This is a genomic window from Bradyrhizobium sp. SZCCHNR1053, from assembly GCF_032381235.1.
GTDB lineage: Bacteria > Pseudomonadota > Alphaproteobacteria > Rhizobiales > Xanthobacteraceae > Bradyrhizobium.
The window spans coordinates 365,060-387,043 of record NZ_JAUHJM010000004.1; the positions used below are offsets into that span (position 1 = coordinate 365,060).

Genomic DNA, 21,984 nt, shown 5'->3' on the forward strand with positions numbered 1-21,984 from the left:
CCGGAACATTTTTCCCGCATCGCACTTGATCCGCCCGAGGGGCCCGAAATGGGGGCTGGCTGACCCTTTCGAGCGATGGAGTGATCGACATGAAACGCGTTGCAATCGTCATTGGCCTCGTCGGCGCCTGCGTCGCCGGCAGCGCCTCGGCCCAGCCGAGTGCGAACCTCACCGGCACCTACCGCTGCATCCAGATGTGCCGCGACGGCATGATCGGCGCGCCGGCCTTCGTGACGCAGAACGGCGATGCCGTGAACCTGACCACCGAGACCGGCGAGTCCCTCCAGGCTTGGCCGGACTGGAATGCTCCCAATAGCCGGCTGTGGATCGATGCGCGCGACGAAAGCGCGGTGTATTCGCCCGACGGCATGCGCATTCAGTTCGACGACGGCCGCGTCTGGGAGCGCGACCTGCCGCCGCCGCTGATCGTCCGTCGCGCTCCGGTCGTGTACGGGCGATAAGCGATCGCCATTGCTACCAAGGCCCTCGCGCACGCGGGGGCCTTGATTTACGGGTGAGATGAAAGGTGCCGGCCTCACGATCCAGTACTCGCCGGAAGGGGTGACGAATCGAGACGCCGCGGCGTACTGGATGCCCGCCTGCGCGGGCATGACACGGAGTATGAGGCAGCGTTCTCGCGACATGATCTGTCCGAGTCATGAAGGATAGCTCGAACCCTCTGAGAACAAGAGGGCGCAGGGAATGCCGGGTGATGGCCTCACCCATGGCCCGCCTGCGAAAAGAATGCAGGCGGCAGGAACCACAGGCAAAGCCGGATCAACCGGCATTCCCTGCGCGATGGCTTTACGGCTTATACGTGGTCTCCCTGGTGCGCCGGGCTTTCTGGCCACCATCCCCAGCGCGATCGCATTGCGCCAGGTTGACACCAGCATCGGGGTGTCGGGACATCACGACTTCACCGTGCGCATCATGCCGTTCGTCCGCGCGACTGATCACGCTGCAGCACCACACGCCCACCGCTCCCCAGGCTCCACGTTCGTGACGACCGCGATACGCCCCTCTCACGAGCCCGGGATGGCCGGAAACATCGGTCTGATTTGCCCGACGACACAAGTGGGCAAGCGTGCGACAAACTGGCACGACGGGCAATTCGGGCATGGCGGATATGCGCGATCTGTTAGTTGTCGTTCAGACAGCGAGCGGCATGCTCAATCCGGCACCAGCAGAGAAGCTCAGCACTTCCGCATCTGCAAACAATGCTCTCGCCCCTCGACATCAGTCCGAAACGACTCGATGAAGCCGCCCTGGCGCTGGGTCACATACACGGTCTTGCCGTCGGTGCCGCCGAAGGCGAGGTTGGTCGGCTCCTTGGCTTTCAGCGCGATCTCCCTGATCATGCGCCCATCCGGCGCCAGCATGGCGATGCTGCCCTTGAGGATGCGCGCGACCAGCAGCCGGCCGCTGGCGTCGGTGCGCAGTCCGTCGATCGTGTTCGGCTCGAAGGTCTTGATCAGCTTCGGCCGTGTCAGCGCGTCGCCGTCGATCGCATAGGACCAGATCTCGCCGCTGTTGGATTCGCCGACATAGAGCGTGCGGCCGTCGGGGCTGAGATCGATGCCGTTGGCGGTGCCCATGGCGCGTGGCGCGATCATCGCCACGCCCTGCATCACGCCATCAGCGCCCTTCGCAATGCGCCAGACGCGGCCGCTGCGCGCCTTCCAGTTGGGATCGCTCGCATAGATGGTGCCGTCGCGTGACAGCGTGACGTCGTTGGGCTGGCTCATGTCGTCGCCATGGAAGACGAGGCGGGGCTCGGTGGTGCCGGGCGCGATGGCGAAGATGTTGTGCTTCTTGTAGTCGGCGACGAACATGACGCCGGCAGCGTCGATGCGGATCGCATTGCCGATGCTGCCGTCGGGCAGCTCGGTGAATTTCTCCGAGGCCGTCGCTTCCGGCGCCAGCCTGCCGATCGTGCCGGGTTTGCTGATATTGACCACGAACAGATTGCCGTCGCGGTCGACGGCGGGGCCTTCGATGCCGAAGGTATATTCGCCTGACGGTGTGAGTTGCGTGCTCTCGAACAGTTTTGGGGCGGCCAGAGCAGGGACGGTCGCAAGGACGAGCATTGCGAGTTCCGCCAAACGCGGGATGCGTAGGGTGGGCAAGGGCGCGATGCGACGCTGCTTCCGCGCCAACACCGTGTGCGGCGCGCCGTGCCCACCATCGCGGGCAGCGGTGCTCGCGACTACCCCCACCCCCGCCCCCTCCCCGCAAGGGGGAGGGGAGCACACTGCGCCTGTGGCAGTCGCTTTGCTCATCCCAGGGATCATCTCGTCGCGTCCGTCAGAGCGGCACCAGAAACTGCTGTTGGATGTAATAGCCATCGTCGTCCGTGCAGGTGCCGTTGAGATAGGTGTCGGCTGGCCGGAAGAAACGGCTGAAGCCGGGCTTATTGACGGCAGACCTCTCGGTCACCACGACGATCTTGCCGAACGGAATGTCGCCGCATTCGCGGCCGTCCGCGGCGAAGAACTTGCGGTGCGGCGGGCCACCCGCTTTGACCCGCATCCGCGTGCCTGGAACCAGGCGCGCGACGAGGTCGTCGGCCACATCAAGCAGTTTCGCATAGCCTGGTTCCGTCTTGATCAGGTCGGCCCCGGGCGGCATCTGCCGCTCGGCACCCAACCCGCGCAATCGCTGACGCAGCCGGCCGGCTTCGGGATCGCCGGGATAGATCCAGCCGTCCTGGGCCAGCATGAAGCGCAGCACCGCGAGGTCCTTGTCTCGATCGGATTGCCCGGCCTCGAGGCCGAAATCCGAATGGCAGCCGCGACAATGTTTCTCGACGAGGTTCTTGCGCACCATCGCCAACCGCGCGCGGCTGGCAGAGTCGTCCATCACCAGGGACGCCAGCCGATCGATCAGCGCATTGCTCCTGACGTCGCAAGGCAACGGCTCGGGTGCAGCCTCGTCCGTGCGGTCGATCCGGATCACGGTCTGGTTCTTGTCCTCCACCAGCCAGATCGCGCCGTCGTCGGCCACGGTCATGCCGACCGGCGCGCCTTGCGGCCGGATGCCGTTGACGCGATGCCACCCCGTGATGATCTCGTCGAACGCCGCGGCCGGTGCGGGACCGGCTGCGGTCTGGAAAGCGCGGGTCGGCTCGGCGGCGCAGCTCACATGATAGCGCACCGGCGCCGGGCTCACTTTCGGGAAGCCACGCTCATCGACCTCATAGGCGAGCAGCCGGCTGCCGGTCGGCCGGTAGCCGTGCAGGCCGACCAGCAGCCTGCCTTTCAACTCGTCGAAGCGATCGCCCGTGTAGTAGAGCATGCCGAGCGGCGCGCCATGCGGCGGCAGCAGCGACCAGGGCTGCTTGTAGAGCGTGGTGGTGTTGCAGAGGTTCTTGAGCGCGCCGGATTGCAACACGCGCTTGAATTCCGGGCTCGGCGTCGTCAGGTCGTAGCAATAGGGCCAGCCATAGTGGCGGCCTTGCTCGATGGCGTTGATCTCCTCGTTGGGTGCGAACACGTCCTGCAGATCGCGCGCGTTCTCGCCCTGCAGCAAGGCGGTGCCGGGATCGGGAAAGCGCGGATGCAGGGCCAACGCCATTGAGTTGCGCAGGCCGCGCGCGTAGACCTCGTGCGGCGGCGACGGATCGCCGGATTTCAGCGCCGCAAAGACGCCGCCGGCCGGTGGCGTGAACAGCCAGATCGCGGCGAGCGCCGAGGTGCCTTCACCGGCGGCGCAGGGCTGCGTGATCGGCGCCTGCGACAGGCAGTTGTCGCTAGGCGAGCCGATGTTGACGAACAGCCGTCCGGTGCGGTCGAAGGCGAATGCCTTCAGCGAATGCGCACTTTCCGATAGGCGCGTGCCGTCGGGTAGCGCGAGGCGGCGTCCCGGCAGGTCGCGGATGATGGTCTCGATCGTTGCTTTCGGATTGCTCGCGAGCGGATCGAAGCGGAAGATCGACGTATCGGTGGCGGCGTAGATCTTGCCGTCGGGACCGGCCGCAAGCCCGAACGGATAGGACAGCCGCGTGATCGCCTCGCGGAGGCGCTGGCCGGCCGGCGCCGCGGGATCGAGGATCAGCAGCCGGCCGTCTTCATGGCCCCAGCCGCCCATGTCCGCGATCACGAACAGCCGATGGCCGGGGATCTGCACGATGCCGCGCGGAAATCGCAGGCCGTCGTCGCGGCTGGCGACGAGGCCGGCGCAGAAGCCGGGCTTCATGTCGATCTGGAGGCGCGGAAAGGCGAGGGCGCCGTCGCCGCAACTGGCCGGGCCGAGCGCGTAGCCGCTGCGGACCGTCGCGTTGTCGGCGCGGCAAGCTCCGATGCCGATGAGCATGGCAGTCGCGACGGCTGCAAGACTGTGCCACGACCATCTCATGCGTTGGTCCCGATCAATGAAGCAGATTGTATTGGATGACGTAGGCGGCGGCGCCGGCAAAATAGCCAAGCAAGGCGATGCCGCTGATGCGGCGCACGTACCAGAAGAAGTGGATGTTCTCGAGCCCCATCGCGGCGACGCCGGCCGCCGAGCCGATGATCAGGATCGAGCCGCCGGTGCCGGCGCAATAGGCGACGAACTCCCACAGAAAACTGTCCGGCGGAAACTGGCTCAGGCTGTACATGCCCATCGACGCCGCGACCAGCGGCACGTTGTCGATCACGGCGCTGGCGAGCCCGAGCACGATCACGATCAGATCGAGCCGGCCGACGGTACGGTCGAGCCATTGCGCCAGCGCCTCGAGGATGTGGGTGTGCTCGAGCGCGGCGACTGCCAGCAGGATGCCGATGAAGAACACGATCGAGGGCATGTCGATCCGGGTCAGCGCATGCACCAGGGTCAGGCGCTGCTTCTGCTCGGAGGCCTTCTCGCGATGGACGATCTCGCCGACCATCCACAAGAGGCCAAGGCCGAACAGGATGCCCATGAACGGCGGCAGGTGGGTCACCGCCTTGAACACCGGCACGGCGACCAGGATGCCAAGGCCCATGAAGAACATCAAATTGCGCTCGAACGGCAGGATCGGGCTGATCGAGGCGAGGCCGGCGCTCGCCGGCGGCACCAGCTGCTTGCCGCGCAGGGTGAAGCTGACGACGGCGAGCGGGACCAGCAGGTTCAAGAGCGAGGGGATGAAGACCGACTTCATGATCGCGAGCGGCGTGATCTGGCCGCCGATCCACAGCATGGTGGTGGTGACGTCGCCGATCGCCGACCAGGCGCCGCCGGCATTGGCGGCGATGACGATGATCGATGCGAAGACCAGGCGGTCCTCGTCGCGGCCGGACAGCTTCTTCATCAGCGACACCATCACGATTGCGGTGGTGAGGTTGTCGAGCATGGCGCTGAGAAAGAAGGTGACGAAGCCGACCAGCCAGACCAGGGTGACCTGGTTGCGGGTGCCGATCAGCGAGGTCACGACCTCGAAGCCGTTGTGGGCGTCGATGACCTCGACGATGGTCATCGCCCCGATCAGGAAGAAGATGATCTGCGCGGTCGAGGCCACGGACTCGTTGAGCTCGGCCGCGACCGTCGGCGCCGTCCCGCCCATGACGGCGTAGACGGTCCACATCAGGCCGGCGCCGACCAGGGCGGTGGCCGCCTTGTTGATCCGGAACGGGTGTTCCAGCGCCACCACGGCATAGGCGAGCGTGAAGACGGCGACGATGGCAGCGGTCATCGCGGGGGATTTCCGGTCATGAATCTCGGCATGGGCAGCGTGGAACCGCCCCAGATATGACCGATCGGCGGTCCGCCAGCAAGCAGGGGACCGAAACCGCGTCGGGTCCTACACCAGCGCCGACGCGATCGCGTCGGCGTGGCTGCGGATGGCGCGGATCTCGGCCGCGCTGCGGCGCGCACGGTCTTCCGCATCTTCAAGATCGTAGCAGCATGGAGCTCGGCAAAAGCTTGCTCATCGTTGCGTCCGGCACGGGCCAGAAGTCTGCCGAGATGCGCAACGTAATCCTTCTGATCCGCTGATCCGCGCTTGCTGATCGCATCCTTCTCCGCCATGCGCTCTCTCTGAGCGGAAACGGGTCAGAGTCAGATGCGGATCACCCGAATGCTTGCGGTCGTCATTGCGAGGAACGAAGCGACGAAGCAATCCAGGCCCTTCGCGTCGCCCTGGATTGCTTCGCTGCGCTCACAAGGACGGCGGAGGAATTCAGAGCCGGACGAACGGGCTGATGAGGCGGCCGAGCAGGCCGTGCATGCGCAGGTCGCCGGTCATCGCGACGAGGCAGAGGCAGGGGCCCTCGTCACCGACCACCGGACGATGGTCGACCTCGTCGTCGCCATAGTCGAAGTCGCCGGGTCCGTAATAGCCGCCGAGATGGCTGAAGCTGCCCTTCAGCACGCAGGTCAGCTCATTGCCGGAATGCGTATGCTCCAGCATCCGCGCCCCGGGCTCCGAGCGCAGCAGGAAGGCGCGCGATTTGCCGGTGCCCGGCAGCAGGATCGGGCGCATGCTGATGCCGGGCGCGACGCGCCGGCGCTTGCCGATCTTGCAGCGCTTGACCATCTCGGGCAGATCCGCGAGCTCGGGATCATGCTCGGCGACCTCGCTCACCTGCGGCGCCGCCTGCGGGCGTCGATCGATGCGTGCCATCACGGCATCGAAAGCATCTGCGCCCGTCGCGACCGGCTCGGCCGCGTCCAGCGAGGCGCCGGCGAGCTGCTCGATGGCGCGCACGAAGCGCTGGCATCGGCCGCAATCGGCGACATGGACACCAACGACCAGCCGCTCGGCCTCGTCGAGCGCACCAGTGGCGAAGTCGGCCAGCAGGTCTTCCGGCGGGTGGTGGCTGATCGTCATGTCGCGTCGTCCAACAGGTCTCTCAGGCGATTCATCGCCAGTCTGATTCGTGACTTTACCGTACCCAGCGGCAGGCCGAGCACTGCCGCGATTTCCGAATGCGGTCGTTCTTCAACGAACGACAGGCGGATCACGGTGGATTGCTCCACCGATAATCTTTCGATCGCGGCCGCCACCCGTGTGGCATCTTCGACACGCGAGACGATCTGGTCGGCTGCGGGCGTCGGATCGGCCTCCTCGTGGCGCACGACCTCCTTGCTCAGCCGGCTGTCGCGGGCGGCCTTGCGCGCGGCGTCGATCCGCTGGTTGCGCGCGATCGTGAAGATCCAGGCGGCCGCGCCGGCCGTCGATGGATCGAATTGCCCCGCCTTCGTCCACACCGCCACCATGGTGGATTGGGCGATTTCCTCGGCGTCGTCGGCGTTGCAGCCGGTCTTGATGAGGAAACCTTTGATGCGGGGCGCAAAATGCGCGAACAGGGCCTTGAACGCCTCGCGGTCGCCGCGCGCGGCGACGCGTCCGATCAATTCAGCCCAATCCACAGTCGCCTTCGGCCCTCTGCTCACATTCACCTTGGTACGGGCGCCCAAGGCCCGTGCAAATCGATGCCGGGACGATGCCACGTTCCATTGCGCTAATCCAGCCGCTCTCATCGCGTGGTCATGGTCCCCGGCACGCTGCTTAATCCTGGATAACGTGGACCATGGACGGCTGGATCACAGCGGGCCGAGGATTTTCCGGACCCTCAATCCTTCAGGTCGGAATTGACCATCGCCAGGAACTCCTGGCGGCTCATCGGCTCGGTGCGGAAGCAGCCGAGCATGCGGCTGGTGGTGAGATCGACCCCGTGCTTCTTGACGCCGCGCGAGCTGATGCAGTGATGGGCTGCCTTGATCACGACCGCCACGCCCTGCGGCTGCAGCACCCCGTCGATGATGTTGGCGATCTCGGCGGTCATGCGTTCCTGGATCTGCAGCCGGCTGGCATAGGCCTCGACGACCCGGGCGAGCTTGGAAATCCCGACCACGCGGTTGCGCGGCACGTAGCCGACCCAGGCGCGGCCGATGATGGGCGCCATGTGGTGCTCGCAATGGCTCTGGAACGGGATGTTCCGCAACAGCACCATCTCGTCGTAGCCGGCGGTCTCCTCGAACGTCTTGCGCAGATACTCCTCGGGGTTCTGCTCATAGCCGGAAAAATAGCTCTTGTAGGCCCGCGCGACGCGGGCCGGGGTCTCGGAGAGACCCTCGCGTGACGGGTCCTCGCCGATCCAGGTCAGGATGGTGCGGATGGCGTCCTCGACGTCATCCTGGGTGACCGCAACCGGGTCGCAGGCGAACGGAAGTTTCTTGGCTGTCTGGCGCACGAGGACTCTCCAAAAACCAAGAAACGGTTCCGGTATCGGAACGGATCACGTCTTGTGGGGCGATTTCCGCAACCGATGGCTCGCCGCCGTCAGCTCGCCTTGCGCAGCCGCATCTCCGCGGAGGGACCCGAGCGCAGGTTCTGGAAGAACTTCTCGACCTCGTTGGCGAGCGTCTGCGCGGTCGCGTTGAGGTCGCCGGACGCCGACAGGACGGAGGCGGCGGCTGTCGAGGTCTCGCTGATGGCGTCGCGGAGCGAGTCGATGTTCATGACCAGCGTCTGGTTGCCCTGGGCGGTCGACTGCGCGTTGGCCGAGATCTCCCGCGTCGCCTGGTCCTGCTGCTGGATCGCATTGGAGATGTTCGAGGTGATCTCGTTGATGCCGCGGACCGCCTGGCCGATCTCGCGGACCGCGTCGACCGCGGTCTTGGTCGAGGCCTGGATCAGGCCGACGTTCTGGCTGATCTCCTCGGTCGCCTTGGCCGTCTGCCCGGCCAGCGCCTTGACCTCGTGAGCGACCACGGCAAAACCACGGCCGGCCTCGCCGGCGCGGGCGGCCTCGATGGTCGCATTCAGAGCGAGGAGATTGGTTTGCTCGGCGATGGTCTGGATCAGGGTCAGCACGCCGTCGATGCGCTGGGTGGCGGCGGCAAGGCCCTCGATCTCCGTGACCGACTTCTCGGTGCGTTGGCCGGTCTGCTCGACGGCGCCGGCCGACTGCCGGATCTGCCGGCCAATCTCCTCGACGGACGTCGACAATTCCTCGGCGGCGCTCGCGACGGCGGAGACGTTGGTCGACGCCTGCGACGTCGCGCCGGCGGCGGTGACCGCGCGCTCGTTGGCATCGGCCGTCAGCCGCGTGATCATCTCGGCGGTTTGGCGCATCGCGGCGGCGTTCTCGGTGACGGTCCGCATCACGCTGCCGATCGCGGTGCGAAATTGCTCGACCGCGGTCTCGATGTGGCGGGCCCGGGCTTCGCGGATTTCGGAGTCCTGCGAGACCTGGACATTGAGGTCGCGGTTATGGGCCATCGCCTGCTGGAACACGCCGATGGCGCGAGCGAGCTCGCCGATCTCGTCGGCGCGCCCGGCATACGGCACTTCGACGTTCTCGGCGCCGGTGGCGACCCGGCGGATCGTATCGGTGATCTGAGACAGCGGCCGAGCGATCGAGCGAGCGATGATCACCACGCCGGCTGCGACCAGAACCAACATCAAGCCGCCAAGGCCGGTCAGCACGAGCGAGAGCTTGTTGTTCAGCGCCGTTTCCTCGGCGATCTTTCCTGCGCGCTCGACATAGACTTTGGACAGCGCCTCGAGATCCGTGTTGAGCGCCTTGCGCACGGAGCGATTGGCGTCGTTGTCGCCCCACTCGCGTCCCGCGGCCGGGCTGATTTCATTGGCGCGGCGGACCAGTTCGGCGCGGAATTCGACGAATTGCTCGATCCGCTTCTTGAATGTTGCGAATTGCTGGGCGTCGTCGGCCTGTACGATCGCCTGCCACTTGTCGACGACCTTCAGGATGTCGGCATTGAACTTGAGCAAGCCGTTGCCGTATTGTTTTACGACGGCGGGGTCGGTCGACATATAGACGCCGCGGGACTCCATGACGACGGCATAGACGAGGCCGTTGACCAGCTGAACGTTGTGAGCGGCGAGATTGGCCGTCTCGATGGCCTTGATGAGCTCCGTGGCTCGCCGCGAGTTGTAGTCGGACAGCCAGGTGATTGCGGCGGTCAATAGCGCAAACAACGCGAAGATTGCATAGAGCTTGACTGCGATGGATTGGCGCGTGGCCGTATTCGTTGACGTCGGGCGTGAGGTCATGAGGTGAGATACCGCGAGTTTTTGCTACGACGCAGGAGGCGCTTGATTGTTAATAGTTATGCAAAACCTTCATGGAGAAAGCGTTAAGTTGACACCGTCAGTATTATGCAACCCCCGCGTACTTCGCTTGGCGTTTCAATCGATTAGTTGGTGCTCCGCAGCAGGGGCGGGCGCCGGGGCATCCGGTTGACTACGGAGGGCATGCGCCATTTCGAGGCCCCTCGTTCCCCTGCAAATGCATTGCAACCGGTGGCCGGCCGCGCACGCGCTCCCCAATTGGTTCGCCGATCGGAGACCGGCCGGGAACGGTCGTTGCGCTCGATCGATCAATGATCCATCTGATTGGAACTTTAGATCGCCCTTCGCATTCCGCCATCCGCATTGCGATGCATCGGATCAGGTCGCCTCGTCGGGTCGCGTCTGATCGGGCCAGACGGCGCGAGCATCCGGCATGCGGAGGGGACGTTGCGCCCTGCGACAGGAGCGGAAGGCTCGATCGCACTCAACTTTTCCGGAAGGGGTGGCGAAGCCTTATCTTCGGCCGTAAGGTAACCAGTTAGCGGGTTGTCGCGAGGGGCAGTCGATGAGATTCGAGGGCATCGAAACGGTACGTCGCATTCTCTGTGTGTTTCCGCGCTACACCTCGTCGTTCGGAACCTTCGAGCATGCCTATCCGCTCACCGACGGCGTCCAGGCCTTCATGCCGCCGCAGGGGCTGCTGCTGATCGCGGCCTATCTTCCAAGTTCCTGGCAGGTGCGCTTCATCGATGAGAACATCCGCCCGGCGCAGGACGAGGATTTCTCCTGGGCCGAAGCGGTGTTCGTCAGCGGAATGCACATCCAGCGTCAGCAGATGAACGACATCTGCCAGAGGGCGCATGCGTTCGACCTGCCGGTCGCGCTGGGCGGCCCCTCCGTCAGCGCCTGTCCGGACTACTATCCGAGCTTCGACTATCTGCATGTCGGCGAGCTCGGCGATGCCACCGACGAGCTGATCGCGCGGCTGGCGCGGGATCCGTCGCGGCCTGCGCAGCAGGTCGTGCTGCGGACCGACGAGCGGGTGGCGATGACCGATTTCCCGGTGCCGGCCTATGAGCTCGCCGAGGTGAAGAAGTACTTTCTCGGCAGTATCCAGTATTCCAGCGGCTGCCCCTATCAGTGCGAGTTCTGCGACATCCCCGGCCTCTATGGACGCAACCCGCGCATCAAGTCGCCGCAGCAGATCATCGCCGAGCTCGACAAGCTCAGGGAATGCGGCGTCACCGGCTCGGTCTATTTCGTCGACGACAATTTCATCGGCAACCGCAAGGCGGCGATGGACCTGCTGCCGCATCTGATCGAATGGCAGAAGCGCACCGGCTATGTGATGCGGCTCGCCTGCGAGGCCACGCTCAACATCGCCAAGCGGCCCGAGATCCTGGAGAAGATGCGTGAGGCCTATTTCATCACCATCTTCTGCGGCATCGAGACGCCCGACCCGGATGCGCTGACGGCGATGCACAAGGACCACAACATGATGGTGCCGATCCTGGAGGGGATCAGGACCATCAACGGCTATGGCATGGAGGTCGTCTCCGGTATCATCATGGGGCTGGACACCGATACGCCGCAGACCGCGGACGCGCTGCTGCAGTTCGTCGCGGAGAGCCGGATCCCGCTGCTCACGATCAATCTGCTGCAGGCGCTGCCGAAGACGCCGCTGTGGGATCGCCTCGAGCGCGAGGGCAGGCTGGTCCACGATGACGGCCGCGACTCCAACGTGAAATTCCTGATGCCCTATGACGAGGTGGTCACGGCGTGGCGGCGCTGCATGGAGGTGGCCTATGAGCCGGAGCGGCTGCTCGCGCGCTACAAGCACCAATGCGACACCACCTACGCCAAACGCATCAAGGTGCCGGTCAGCGACGAGATGAAGAGCTGGCCGAACATCAGGCGCGGCCTGGTCATGATGGGCAAGATCTTCTGGAAGGTGGGCGTGCTCGGCGACTACAAGCGGCCGTTCTGGCGCTTTGCCTGGAGCCAGCTCAAGCGTGGCGAGATCGAGAATTTCATCGCCGTGGCGCTGATCGCGCATCACCTCATCATGTTTGCGCGCGCCGCCTCGCGCGGGAATCAGAACGCGTCGAACTACTCGATCCGGCTGCGCGAGGCCGCCCTTCCCGCAGGGTGATGGTCCTCTCTGGGACAGGGGCGGCGAGTGGCGCTCGCCAGCACCGGCCGCGGCCTGCCCCGGGCAAGGGACGGCTCGGTCGGATACCGGTCCTTGAGTCGTTCAGGTTTTTGAGCCCCGCGTCCGTCCGGGTCGTCCACGCTCTTTTCAAGCACGGCAGAATCGTGGCGTGATCGGAAGCCATACCGGCTCGCCGTCTTGTGTGGCCGGGCATGGTTGCGGCCGGGGAGTGAACCCTGCTAGACCCGGCCTCGACGAATTGTCACGTGTTTTCAAGGATTAGCTTCGGCTGCGGGCCACAATGCGGTCATCTCTGCTTCGCTGAGCGGCCTTATTTCTGCCCTATGCGCTCAGGCCTTCCGAATTAGGCCGCCCCCAACCACTGGACACCGCATGCTGGAAGTCAGGCACGACAACGAAGTCCATGTCGAGAAGGTCGAGCACCGGCCGGCCGACAGCATCGCTTTCGGCATCGAGCGGCTCGGCCTCCTCGCGGTCAAGGCGCCGATCTTCTCCTGCGTCGTCCTGCTCGTCCTGATCGTGGCGGCGGTGTTCGGCATCAAGCGGATCCAGATCGACGATTCGCTCAGCCAGCTGTTTCGCTCCGACAGCAAGGAATTCCACCAGTACGAGGAGGTGACGAAGAAGTTCCCGGCCGAGGAATTCGACGTCCTCGTCGTGGTCGAGGGCAAGACCTTGCTGGCCCGCCAGAACCTCGAGAAGCTGCGTGACTTCGTGACCGACCTGCAACTGGTCGAGGGCACCCGTGGCCTGGTGTCGCTGTTCTCGGCCCGTCAGGCGCCGGCGCCCGGCAAGCTGCCGGCAGCGCTGTTTCCGTCGGATCTGCCGGAGGGCGAGGCCTACGACAAGTTCATCGAAACGGTGAAGTCCAACGAGATCATCCGCGGCAAGCTGTTGTCGGAGGACGGCACGCTCGCCCTGATCGTGCTGTCGCTCGAGCCCAAGGTGGTGGCCTCGAACGATCTCGGGAAGGTGGTGGGCGACATCCGGAAGCTGATGGCGGAGAACCTCGCCGACACCGGCCTGAATGTCCAGCTTTCCGGCGTGCCGGTCATGCAGCTCGAGATCCGCAACGCGGTGGAACGTGACGGGCTGACCTACAACATTCTCGGCATTCTCGCCGGCTGCATCATCGCCATCATCTTCTTCCGCAAGGTCTCCTTCATGATCGCGGCGGCGTTTCCGCCGCTGATCGCGATCATGCTCGCGCTCGGCGCGCTCGGCTGGGCCAATTTCAATCTCAACATGTTCCTGAACGTGATGACGCCGCTCATCATGGTCATCAGCTTCTCCGATTCGATGCAGCTCACCTTCGCCGCCCGCGACCGCCTGATCGCAGGGCAGGACAAGGTGACGGCGTTCAAGAACGCCGTGCTGGTCGTCGGCCCGGCTTGCGTGCTGACCCACGCCACCGCCGGCATTTCCTTCATCGCCCTGCAGTTCTCCGACAGCGACCTGATCCGCAAGTTCGGCGAGGCGGGGCTTGCCGCCACCATCATCGCGCTGGTCGCGGTGCTGTCGCTGGTGCCGGTGTTCGGCGTGCTGCTGGTGCGCAACGAGAAGACGTTCGCGGTCAAATTCCAGGGGGCCGATGCCGGCGTGCAGGCGCTGCGCAATTTCTGCTACTGGATCGCGGTGCGCATGGTCGGTCGTCCCGGCCTGTTCAGCCTGATCGCGGTGGTGTTCGTCGGCTCGCTCGCGGTGGTCTATGCGAGCCTGGAGCCGCGCTACCGGCTCGCCGACCAGGTGCCGGACAAGCGCCAGGCAGTGGCGGCGAGCAACCGGCTCGATGCCAAGCTCACCGGCGCCAATCCGGTCAATGTGCTGATCCAGTTTCCCAAGGGCGCCTCGCTCTATGCGCCGGAGACGTTGCAGACCATCGCCGACGTCCACGCCACGGTCGAGAAGACTGCCGGTGTCGGCAACGTCTGGTCGGTCGAGACGCTCAGGCGCTGGCTGGCCGAGAAGGCCGGCTCGTCCGATACGGCGACGCTGCAGGAATACGTCAATCTGATCCCCGAGCATCTGGTGCGCCGCTTCATCGACAAGGAGCAGGATGCGGTGGTGGTCGCCGGCCGCGTTCCCGATCTGGATTCCAGCCAGCTGCTGCCGGTGGTCGACAAGCTTGATCATGAGCTCGACACGGTCAGGAAGAAGCACCCCGGCTTTGAGATCGCGGTCACCGGCCTTGCCGCCATCGCCGCGCGCAACTCCGCCAGCATGATCCAGAAGCTCAATCACGGGCTCACCATCGAGTTCGCGCTGGTGGCGATGTTCATCGGGCTCGCCTTCCGCTCCTGGGTGGTGATGCTCGCCTGCATCCTGCCCGGCATCTTCCCGGTGGTGATGTCCGGGACGTTGTTGTGGGCGATGGGGGAGGGGCTGCAATTTGCCAGCGTGGTGGCGCTCACGGTCTCCTTCGGCCTCGGCCTGTCGGCCACCATCCACTTCCTGAACCGGCTGCGGATGGAGAGTGCGCCCGGCGTCAGCGCCGCGGTCGCGGTGGAGCGTGCCACCGTGCTGGTCGGACCGGCGCTGATCCTCACCACGGTGGTGCTGGCCTGCGGCCTCGTCGTCACCGTGTTCTCGGATCTGCCGTCGCTGCGGCTGTTCGGCTGGCTCAGCGCGTTCTCGATGGTGGCGGCGCTGTTCGCGGACCTCTTCATCCTCCGCCCGACCGCGATGTTCCTGATCAACCTGTCGCAGAAGCTGAAGCGCAAGCCGGTGTGAGGGGCGTGATCTAAGCCCAGTCCAACACTGTCATCGCCCGCGTACGACGCGGGCGATCCAGTACGCCGCGGCTTATCGGCTTAGTCACGACTGCCTCTGGATGCTGGGTCGCCCGGTCCCGTCTGCGCCTTCGACGCGGCCATGAGTTCAAGGGCGCGCCGGAGCCTTAGCGAAGGCGGCGAGCCGGGCGACGACAGCGGGGGGCCCAATGCTCATGGTCTCTGATGTCTCAAAAAACAAAACGGCCCTGACGTCGTCAGGGCCGTTCGCGCATTCCGTTGCTGACGATGTCGCGACCGTTCAGGTCTTCGACATCGTGATGTTGACGCCGCGGATCTCGCCCTTGGAGGAGATCTGCACGACCTGCTTGTTGCCGCTGGTCCTCAGGGTGATGCTGGCGGCAAAGCCGGCGGCCTGCACGAACACGTCGATCTGGCCGTTGCCGGCGGTGCCCTGCAGCTCGCCGTTCACGTTGCGGCTGGATTCGCTCCAGTTGCCGGAGATGCGATCGCCCTGGCTGGTGACGTCACTGGTCAGGAGGAACTTGTAGCTGTCGCTGGCGCATTGCAGACTCTGCTTCAGATTGGCGCCGGCCACCTTGTAGCTGGCCTTGCAGCGGATGCGCTCGGTGGTGCCGTCGGACAGCGCGACCGTACCGTTGCCCGACCACGACCCGTCGAAGCCTGCGAACGGGCCCGACTGAGCCTGAACCGCGGTCGCCGCCACGAACAATGCCGCTCCGAGACCGGCGGCCTTGACGACGCGCCCAGAGAAAGGTGAGCCGAACAGTTTCATATCGAGTTTCCCATCCAAAATGACACCGCTGTGTCGGCGTACGCCGCCGCTTCGAACACTTGGTGTTCTCGCCGAAGGTTAGGTTCAAATGACGGCCGGTCGGGCGCTGCGACCGGATGCCATGATGCCCGCCGACACCGTGCGACGGGTCGGCGCCGAATGGTCGTCCTCGCAAGACGGCTGCACGCAAGCCGCCTCGACGGCGCTGCATCTAACGGTCCGCGCGGCATGCTTGCAACAGCCAAATGCGAAAAACGTGTTCCGAGAATAACGCCCTAGTATCAACGCCTTGTTTGTGCCAAAGCTGTGATCTCCGAGCTTGATCCGCTCGGGATCATAGGGCGCAAATTTGGCCGCATTTGGCAGCGTACCTCCGGCGCTGGGGGGCTTGCGGTCCTTGCCAAACCAAACAGGTGTTTCCCGGGCAGCATCGGCGATCCGGGAGGTCTCCTCTGCTGTCAAAATGAAGGAACACGATGCGTAAGATTTTCCTGGCACTTTCCCTGCTGTCGTCGGTGTCCGTTTCCACCGGCGCGTTCGCGCAAGGCCGCGGCGGCACGCCCGAAGAGCAGGCGGCCTGCACGCGTGACGTTCAGAAGTTCTGCCGTGCCGTCATCGATCAGGGTGACTTCACGATCCTTGCGTGCCTGAAGGAGAACCGCCCCAAGATCAGCCCGGCCTGCGATCAGGTGCTGAAGACCCACAACCAGTAAGCGGTTGCCGTTCGGAACGGTTGTTTCCGAACTCTTTTGGTTAACGACCGCCGGCCCGCCCCTCAGGGAAGGGGCGGCGGTTCGATCCTATGGGCTGCCCGACATCGATTGCATTGGTTTTGGCTGGATCTTCGCCTATATGGGGGCGAGCAATCCGTTCGCATGAGCGAAGCGGCGGGCATTGTTTTCGGTAGCGCCCTTTCAACCTGATAGCTGTTTCGTCCATGACCACCGCGAGCGATTTGCGATCCGGCAAGACACACCGGGACGAGAACTTTCCGGTGGCCTCCTGGATCATCCGTCCAGAGCACCGGGCGCTGATCCTCGCCTTCTACAATTTCGTGCGAACCGCCGACGACATCGCCGATCATCCGAGCCTGCCGGGCGAGGAGAAGCTGCGGCTGCTCGATCTGCTCGAAGCCGAGCTGACCGGGACCGGCGAGACCCAGGATGTCGCCGTCAGCCTGCGCCGGGCGCTCGCCGAACGCGGCATGCCGCCCCGGCATGCGCTCGATCTGCTGGTTGCCTTCCGGATGGACGTGACCAAGCTGCGTTACGAGAACTGGGACGAGGTCATCCACTACTGCCGCTACTCGGCGATGCCGGTCGGCCGCTTCATGCTCGATGTGCACGGCGAGTCCACCGCGACCTGGCCGGCCTCGGACGCGATCTGCGCCGGGCTGCAGATCAACAACCACCTGCAGGACTGCGGCAAGGACTACAAGGCGCTCAACCGCGTGTACCTGCCGCGCGATGCGCTGGCGGAAGCCGGCGCCACCGTCGAGATGCTCGGCGAGTCCAGATCGCCGCCGCAACTGCTGGCCTGCCTGCAGAAGCTCGCGGTGCGTAACGCGGCGCTGCTCGATGAGGGCAGGGACCTCAACAGCGGCGTCAAGGATTTCCGTTTCGGACTGGAGATCGCCGTGATCCAGGCTTTCGCTGACCGTATCGTGGCGCTGCTGAAGGTGCGCGATCCACTGAGTGAGCGCGTGCACCTGTCGCCCGTCGGCATGCTTGGTCTCACCTTCACGTCGGTGATGGGCGAGATCGGCCGCCGCGTGGCCGGGCGTCATCCCGCCACCAAATCGGCAGCCGGCGCATGACCCTCGAGGCGACCGCAGACAATATCGATCACGGCACGGCGGCGTCCGGCAGCTCGTTCTATGCCGCCATGCGCATCCTGCCGCGCGCCCAGCGCGATGCGATGTTCCAGGTTTACAGCTTCTGCCGCGAGGTCGACGACATCGCCGATTCCGACGGGCCGCGGCCCGAGCGGCTGGCGGCGCTGCAGAAATGGCGCGACGACATCGACGCGCTCTACCAGGGTAACCCGCCGCCGCGGCTGCACGACTACGTCGCCGCGGTGAAGACGTTCGGCCTGAAGCGGGAGGATTTCCTCGCCATCATCGACGGCATGGAGATGGACGTGCCGCAGGAGATCCGCGCGCCAGATCTCGCCACGCTGGACCTTTATTGCGACCGGGTCGCGAGCGCGGTCGGCCGCCTCTCGGTGCGCATCTTCGGCATGCCCGAGGAGGACGGCATCCTGCTGGCCCACCATCTCGGCCGCGCGCTGCAGCTCACCAACATCCTGCGCGACATCGACGAGGACGCGGCCATCGGCCGGCTCTATCTGCCGCGCGAGGCGCTGCTGTTCGCCGGAATCACCGGCGATGATCCGGCCAAGGTGACGCAGGAGCGGGCGCTGCCCAAGGTCTGCAACTCGGTTGCCGTCAGGGCCAAGACGCATTTCGAGAAGGCCGACGAGATCATGCGGCGCAACCGCCGGCGCGCCGTGCGGGCGCCGCGCATCATGTCGAAATACTACCGCGCCGTGTTCGACCTCCTGCTCGAGCGCGGCTTCGCGCTGCCGCGCGAGCCCGTGCGCGTGAGCAAGCTCACGAAGATCGGCATCATCCTCCGTTACGCAATCATCTGATGCAAAAGACCGCTCACATCATCGGCGCCGGCGTGTCCGGCCTTTCCGCCGGCGTGCGGCTCGCCAATGCGGGCTACATCGTGCACGTCCACGAGGCCACGCAGCAGCTCGGCGGCCGCTGCCGGTCCTATTACGACGCCGCGACCGACCTGGTGATCGACAACGGCAACCATTTGCTGCTGTCGGCCAATCATCACGTGCTGTCCTATGCCCGCGCGATCGGCTCGGAAGCGGGGCTGGTCGGGCCGGAGAAGGCGCAGTTCGCCTTCGTCGACATCCGGAGCGGCCAGCGCTGGCTGCTCGATCTCGGCAACGGCCGCCTGCCGCTGTGGGTGTTCGACGAGGGCCGCCGCGTGCCGGATACCAAGCTCGGCGACTACCTCGCGCTGTCGCCGCTGATCTGGGCCGGTACGTCCAAGACGATCGGCAGCACGATTCCCTGCAAGGGCACGCTGTACGACCGCCTGGTGCAGCCGCTGCTGCTCGCGGCACTGAACTGCGATCCGCCGGAAGGCTCGGCGGGGCTTGCCGGCGCCATCGTCCGCGAGACCTTGCTCGCCGGCGGCCAGGCCTGCCGGCCCCTGATCGCGCGCGATGGCCTGTCGGGCGTGCTGATCGATCCGGCCGTGAAATTCCTGGAAGGCAAGGGCGGCAGCGTCCGGATCGGCCGCGAGCTGCGTGGCCTCGACGATGCGGGTGGTCGCGTCACCGGGCTCAGGTTCGGCGGCGATGAAACGGTCGCGCTCGGTCCGTCCGACGTCGTGGTGCTCGCCGTGCCGCCGCGGCCGGCGATGGCCCTGCTGCCGGGGCTCACGGGGCCGACGAAATATCGCGCCATCGTCAATGCCCATTTCCGCATCACGCCGCCGCGCGATGCACCAGCTCTGCTCGGGGTGGTCGGCGGCCTGGTCGAATGGCTGTTCGCCTTCCCGCAGCGGCTCTCGGTCACCATCAGCAATGGCGATCGGCTGGTCGACATTCCGCGCGAGGAGCTCGCCGCCGCGATCTGGGCCGACGTCTGCAAGGCCGCCGGGATCAAGGCGGAGCTGCCGCCGTGGCAGATCGTGCGCGAGCGTCGCGCCACCTTCGAGGCGACGCCGGAGCAGAACGCGCTCCGACCCGGAGTGAAGACGGCGTTCGGCAATCTCGCTCTGGCCGGAGACTGGACCGATACCGGCCTGCCGGCGACCATCGAGGGCTCCGTCCGCTCCGGCGACCGTGCTGCGAATCTCCTGCTCGGGCACGGCTGACGGTGCAGCGGCGGCCGAATCTGGCCGCGTCGTCATGCCGCCCGCGCCGCGAGTCTCACATTTTCGTGGCGTAGTTCTTGCTTAAAGTTCCACGCTTGGTGGCGCCGGCGCAATTTGTTCCAGGGCGGAACAGGGATCGGCGGGGCCAAATGGCAACACCAGGCAAAAAACGCATCGGGTACGGGTGCAGTGCGGCGCAAACGGGGTTTCCTCGCGGATTTTTTCTGCGTAATCCTCGGTTTGTTAAGGCCTTTCCGCTCTGGCGCCGCCGTGGCTGAGGCTTTGGAACAAGAGACGGAGACGTCGGATCACGCGACGTCCGAGAAGGTGTCAGGGGTCGGATTGTGAAGTTGGGGATGGGGGACGATACGTCCGCGGATCGCCCGATTGATCCGCGGCCGGTCTTGGTCGTGACGGGCTTGGTGCAGGAGGCCCGGATTGCTGCCGGGCCCGGCATGATGGTGATCTGCAGCTCGAGCGACCCCAGGCAGCTGCGCTCGCTGCTCACCGTGTTCGATCCGACCTCGATCCGCGGCGTCGTCAGCTTTGGCGTGGCCGGTGGCCTCGACCCGAGCCTCAAGGCCGGCGACATCGTCGTCGCCACCGAGGTGACCGCGGGCGATGCCCGTTGGCTGTCTGGGCTCTCCCTGCGTGAGGAGCACATCGCCCGCGCCGCCCTGAAGAAGCGCCGCGTCGTGCGCGGCGTGCTGGCCGGGGCCGAGGAGGTTGTCGTGGCCCAGGCCCGCAAGGCGGCGCTGCGCATGAAGACCGGGGCGGCCGCGGTCGACATGGAGAGCCACATCGCCGCCGCCTATGCTGCCGAGTACGGGTTGCCGTTCGCGGCGCTGCGGGTGATCTCCGATCCCGCCCATCGCACCTTGCCGTCGCTCGCCAAGGACGCCATCAAGCCGAACGGCGACATCGACCTGCCGATGATCCTGCGCGGTGTCGCCCGCAATCCGGCCGTGCTGCGCGGCCTGGTGTCGACGGGCATCGAGTTCAATCGCGCCCTGCGCTCGCTGCGCGGCGCCCGCGACCTGCTGCTGAGCGGCATGCTGGCAGCTGAGCATTTCCTCGAGACCGAGACGCTGGCCGCTGCCGAGGCGTGAGCCGTTTGCTCATCGCGGAGCGTAGCGTTCATCCCGATCCAGAGATCAGTTCAATGAAAAAGGCCGCCGATCACTCGGCGGCCTTTTGATTGATCAGAGCCGTGAAGATCAGGCGGCCGTCGAGGCCTTCTGCTGCGCCTCGATCGCCTCGTCGTGACGGATCTCGGAGAGGCGCTTTTGCACCTCCGACGAGAACACGTACTGCGCCGGGCGCTGCTTGGAGAGATCGATCTCCGGCGCCATCGGACCCTCGGTCTTGATGCCGCGCAGTGACACGAACATCGCCTTGATCGGGTTGGTCAGGGCCGCATTGGCGGCGGTGGCCTCGTAGCCGCAATGCGCCATGCAGTCGGCGCACTTCTCGTACTTGCCGGTGCCGTAGGAGTCCCAGTCGGTGGTCTCCATCAGCTCCTTGAAGGTCTTGGTGTAGCCTTCGCCGAGCAGATAGCAGGGCTTCTGCCAGCCGAAGATGTTGCGCGCAGGCATGCCCCAGGGGGTGCACTCGAACTCCTGGTTGCCGGCCAGGAAGTCGAGGAACAGACCGGAATGCATGAAATTCCACTTCTTGCCCTTGCCGAGCTTGAAGACGTCGCGGAACAGCTGCTTGGTCTTGGTGCGGTTGAGGAAGTGCTCCTGGTCCGGCGCGCGCTCATAGGCATAGCCGGGCGACATGGTGACGCCGACGCCGAGCTCGGTCGTAAAGTCCAGGAACTTGGCGATCTCCTCGGCGGGATGGCCGTCGAACACCGTGGCGTTGACGTTGACGGTGAAGCCGCGCGCCTTGGCGGCCTTGATCGCGGAGACGGCGCGGTCGAACACGCCCTTCTGCGAGACCGCCTTATCGTGATGCTCGCGCAGGCCGTCGAGATGCACCGAGAAGAAGAGGTAGGGGGAGGGCTCGAACAGATCGAGCTTCTTCTCGAGCAGCAGCGCGTTGGTGCAGAGCGAGACGAACTTCTTGCGGGCGACCAGGCCGCGCACGATCTCGCCGATCTCCTTGTGGATCAGCGGCTCGCCGCCGGGGATCGCCACCATCGGCGCACCGCATTCGTCGGCCGCGTCCCAGCACTCCTGCGCGCTCATGCGGCGGTTGAGGATCGCATCGGGATAGTCGATCTTGCCACAGCCGGCACACGCCAGGTTGCAGCGAAACAGCGGCTCCAGCATCAGCACGAGCGGATAGCGTTTCCGGCCGAGAAGCTTCTGCTTCATCAGATAGGCCCCGATACGCAGTTCCTTATGGAAGGGGATTGCCATTACGTCTCTTCTTTCTGGACC

17 protein-coding genes are annotated in these 21,984 nt (G+C 65.4%); 8 read left to right on the forward strand and 9 right to left on the reverse strand.

Going from position 1 to position 21,984, the window contains the following annotated elements; genetic code table 11:
- The first annotated feature begins 80 nt into the window (after window positions 1–80).
- Window positions 81–461 (forward strand): hypothetical protein, encoded by a 381-nt coding sequence (locus tag QX051_RS13695; RefSeq protein WP_315714907.1) that lies wholly within the window; start codon window positions 81–83, stop codon window positions 459–461.
- Between the two features lie 732 nt (window positions 462–1,193).
- On the opposite strand, the gene QX051_RS13700 is transcribed toward QX051_RS13695, so the two are convergent.
- The 7 genes from QX051_RS13700 to QX051_RS13730 form a co-directional block, all read right to left on the reverse strand.
- Window positions 1,194–2,087, reverse strand: a complete 894-nt coding sequence (locus tag QX051_RS13700; RefSeq protein WP_315776480.1) for an SMP-30/gluconolactonase/LRE family protein — start codon at window positions 2,085–2,087, stop codon at window positions 1,194–1,196.
- 217 nt (window positions 2,088–2,304) lie between these two features.
- Window positions 2,305–4,353: a PQQ-dependent sugar dehydrogenase gene (locus QX051_RS13705; RefSeq protein ID WP_315776481.1), complete on the reverse strand. Its 2,049-nt coding sequence runs from the start codon at window positions 4,351–4,353 to the stop codon at window positions 2,305–2,307.
- A 13-nt stretch (window positions 4,354–4,366) separates the two neighbouring features.
- Window positions 4,367–5,650, reverse strand: coding sequence for a sodium:proton antiporter NhaD (gene nhaD / locus QX051_RS13710; RefSeq protein ID WP_315776482.1), 1,284 nt, complete (start codon window positions 5,648–5,650; stop codon window positions 4,367–4,369).
- Window positions 5,651–6,136: 486 nt separating this feature from the next.
- Window positions 6,137–6,787 (reverse strand): ChrR family anti-sigma-E factor, encoded by a 651-nt coding sequence (locus QX051_RS13715; protein ID WP_315737288.1) that lies wholly within the window; start codon window positions 6,785–6,787, stop codon window positions 6,137–6,139.
- Window positions 6,784–7,329, reverse strand: a complete 546-nt coding sequence (locus QX051_RS13720) for a sigma-70 family RNA polymerase sigma factor (protein ID WP_315776549.1) — start codon at window positions 7,327–7,329, stop codon at window positions 6,784–6,786. Before QX051_RS13720 ends, QX051_RS13715 begins: the two co-directional genes overlap by 4 nt.
- A 203-nt stretch (window positions 7,330–7,532) precedes the next feature.
- On the reverse strand, window positions 7,533–8,153 hold the full coding sequence (folE, locus tag QX051_RS13725) for a GTP cyclohydrolase I FolE (protein WP_315776483.1): 621 nt from the start codon (window positions 8,151–8,153) through the stop codon (window positions 7,533–7,535).
- A gap of 89 nt (window positions 8,154–8,242) precedes the next feature.
- A complete protein-coding gene (locus QX051_RS13730) occupies window positions 8,243–9,979 on the reverse strand; it encodes a methyl-accepting chemotaxis protein (RefSeq protein ID WP_315776484.1) in 1,737 nt (578 codons plus the stop codon).
- Window positions 9,980–10,562: 583 nt separating this feature from the next.
- On the opposite strand from QX051_RS13730, the gene QX051_RS13735 reads away from it, so the two are divergent.
- Both QX051_RS13735 and QX051_RS13740 read left to right on the forward strand, forming a co-directional pair.
- Window positions 10,563–12,149, forward strand: coding sequence for a B12-binding domain-containing radical SAM protein (locus QX051_RS13735; RefSeq protein WP_315776485.1), 1,587 nt, complete (start codon window positions 10,563–10,565; stop codon window positions 12,147–12,149).
- A gap of 393 nt (window positions 12,150–12,542) precedes the next feature.
- Complete coding sequence (locus QX051_RS13740) at window positions 12,543–14,900, forward strand: efflux RND transporter permease subunit (protein ID WP_315776486.1); 2,358 nt, start codon at window positions 12,543–12,545, stop codon at window positions 14,898–14,900.
- Window positions 14,901–15,200: 300 nt separating this feature from the next.
- Here QX051_RS13740 and QX051_RS13745 read toward each other — a convergent pair whose 3' ends face one another.
- Window positions 15,201–15,695, reverse strand: coding sequence for a hypothetical protein (locus QX051_RS13745; RefSeq protein WP_315737293.1), 495 nt, complete (start codon window positions 15,693–15,695; stop codon window positions 15,201–15,203).
- 476 nt (window positions 15,696–16,171) lie between these two features.
- Here QX051_RS13745 and QX051_RS13750 point away from each other — a divergent pair, with 476 nt between their 5' ends.
- The 5 genes from QX051_RS13750 (at window position 16,172) to QX051_RS13770 (ending at window position 20,706) form a co-directional block, all read left to right on the forward strand.
- Window positions 16,172–16,408 carry a hypothetical protein gene (locus QX051_RS13750; protein WP_315714894.1) on the forward strand — a complete coding sequence of 79 codons (237 nt, stop codon included), beginning with the start codon at window positions 16,172–16,174 and terminating at the stop codon, window positions 16,406–16,408.
- A gap of 224 nt (window positions 16,409–16,632) precedes the next feature.
- Window positions 16,633–17,511, forward strand: coding sequence for a squalene synthase HpnC (hpnC, locus tag QX051_RS13755; protein ID WP_315737294.1), 879 nt, complete (start codon window positions 16,633–16,635; stop codon window positions 17,509–17,511).
- Window positions 17,508–18,347, forward strand: a complete 840-nt coding sequence (gene hpnD / locus QX051_RS13760; RefSeq protein WP_315737295.1) for a presqualene diphosphate synthase HpnD — start codon at window positions 17,508–17,510, stop codon at window positions 18,345–18,347. Before hpnC ends, hpnD begins: the two co-directional genes overlap by 4 nt.
- Window positions 18,347–19,597 carry a hydroxysqualene dehydroxylase HpnE gene (hpnE, locus tag QX051_RS13765; protein WP_315776487.1) on the forward strand — a complete coding sequence of 417 codons (1,251 nt, stop codon included), beginning with the start codon at window positions 18,347–18,349 and terminating at the stop codon, window positions 19,595–19,597. The genes hpnD and hpnE overlap by 1 nt, the downstream gene beginning before the upstream one ends.
- Before the next feature lie 344 nt (window positions 19,598–19,941).
- Complete coding sequence (locus tag QX051_RS13770; protein ID WP_409998094.1) at window positions 19,942–20,706, forward strand: phosphorylase; 765 nt, start codon at window positions 19,942–19,944, stop codon at window positions 20,704–20,706.
- 108 nt (window positions 20,707–20,814) lie between these two features.
- Here QX051_RS13770 and hpnH read toward each other — a convergent pair whose 3' ends face one another.
- On the reverse strand, window positions 20,815–21,963 hold the full coding sequence (hpnH, locus tag QX051_RS13775; protein WP_315714889.1) for an adenosyl-hopene transferase HpnH: 1,149 nt from the start codon (window positions 21,961–21,963) through the stop codon (window positions 20,815–20,817).
- Between the last annotated feature and the right edge of the window lie 21 nt (window positions 21,964–21,984).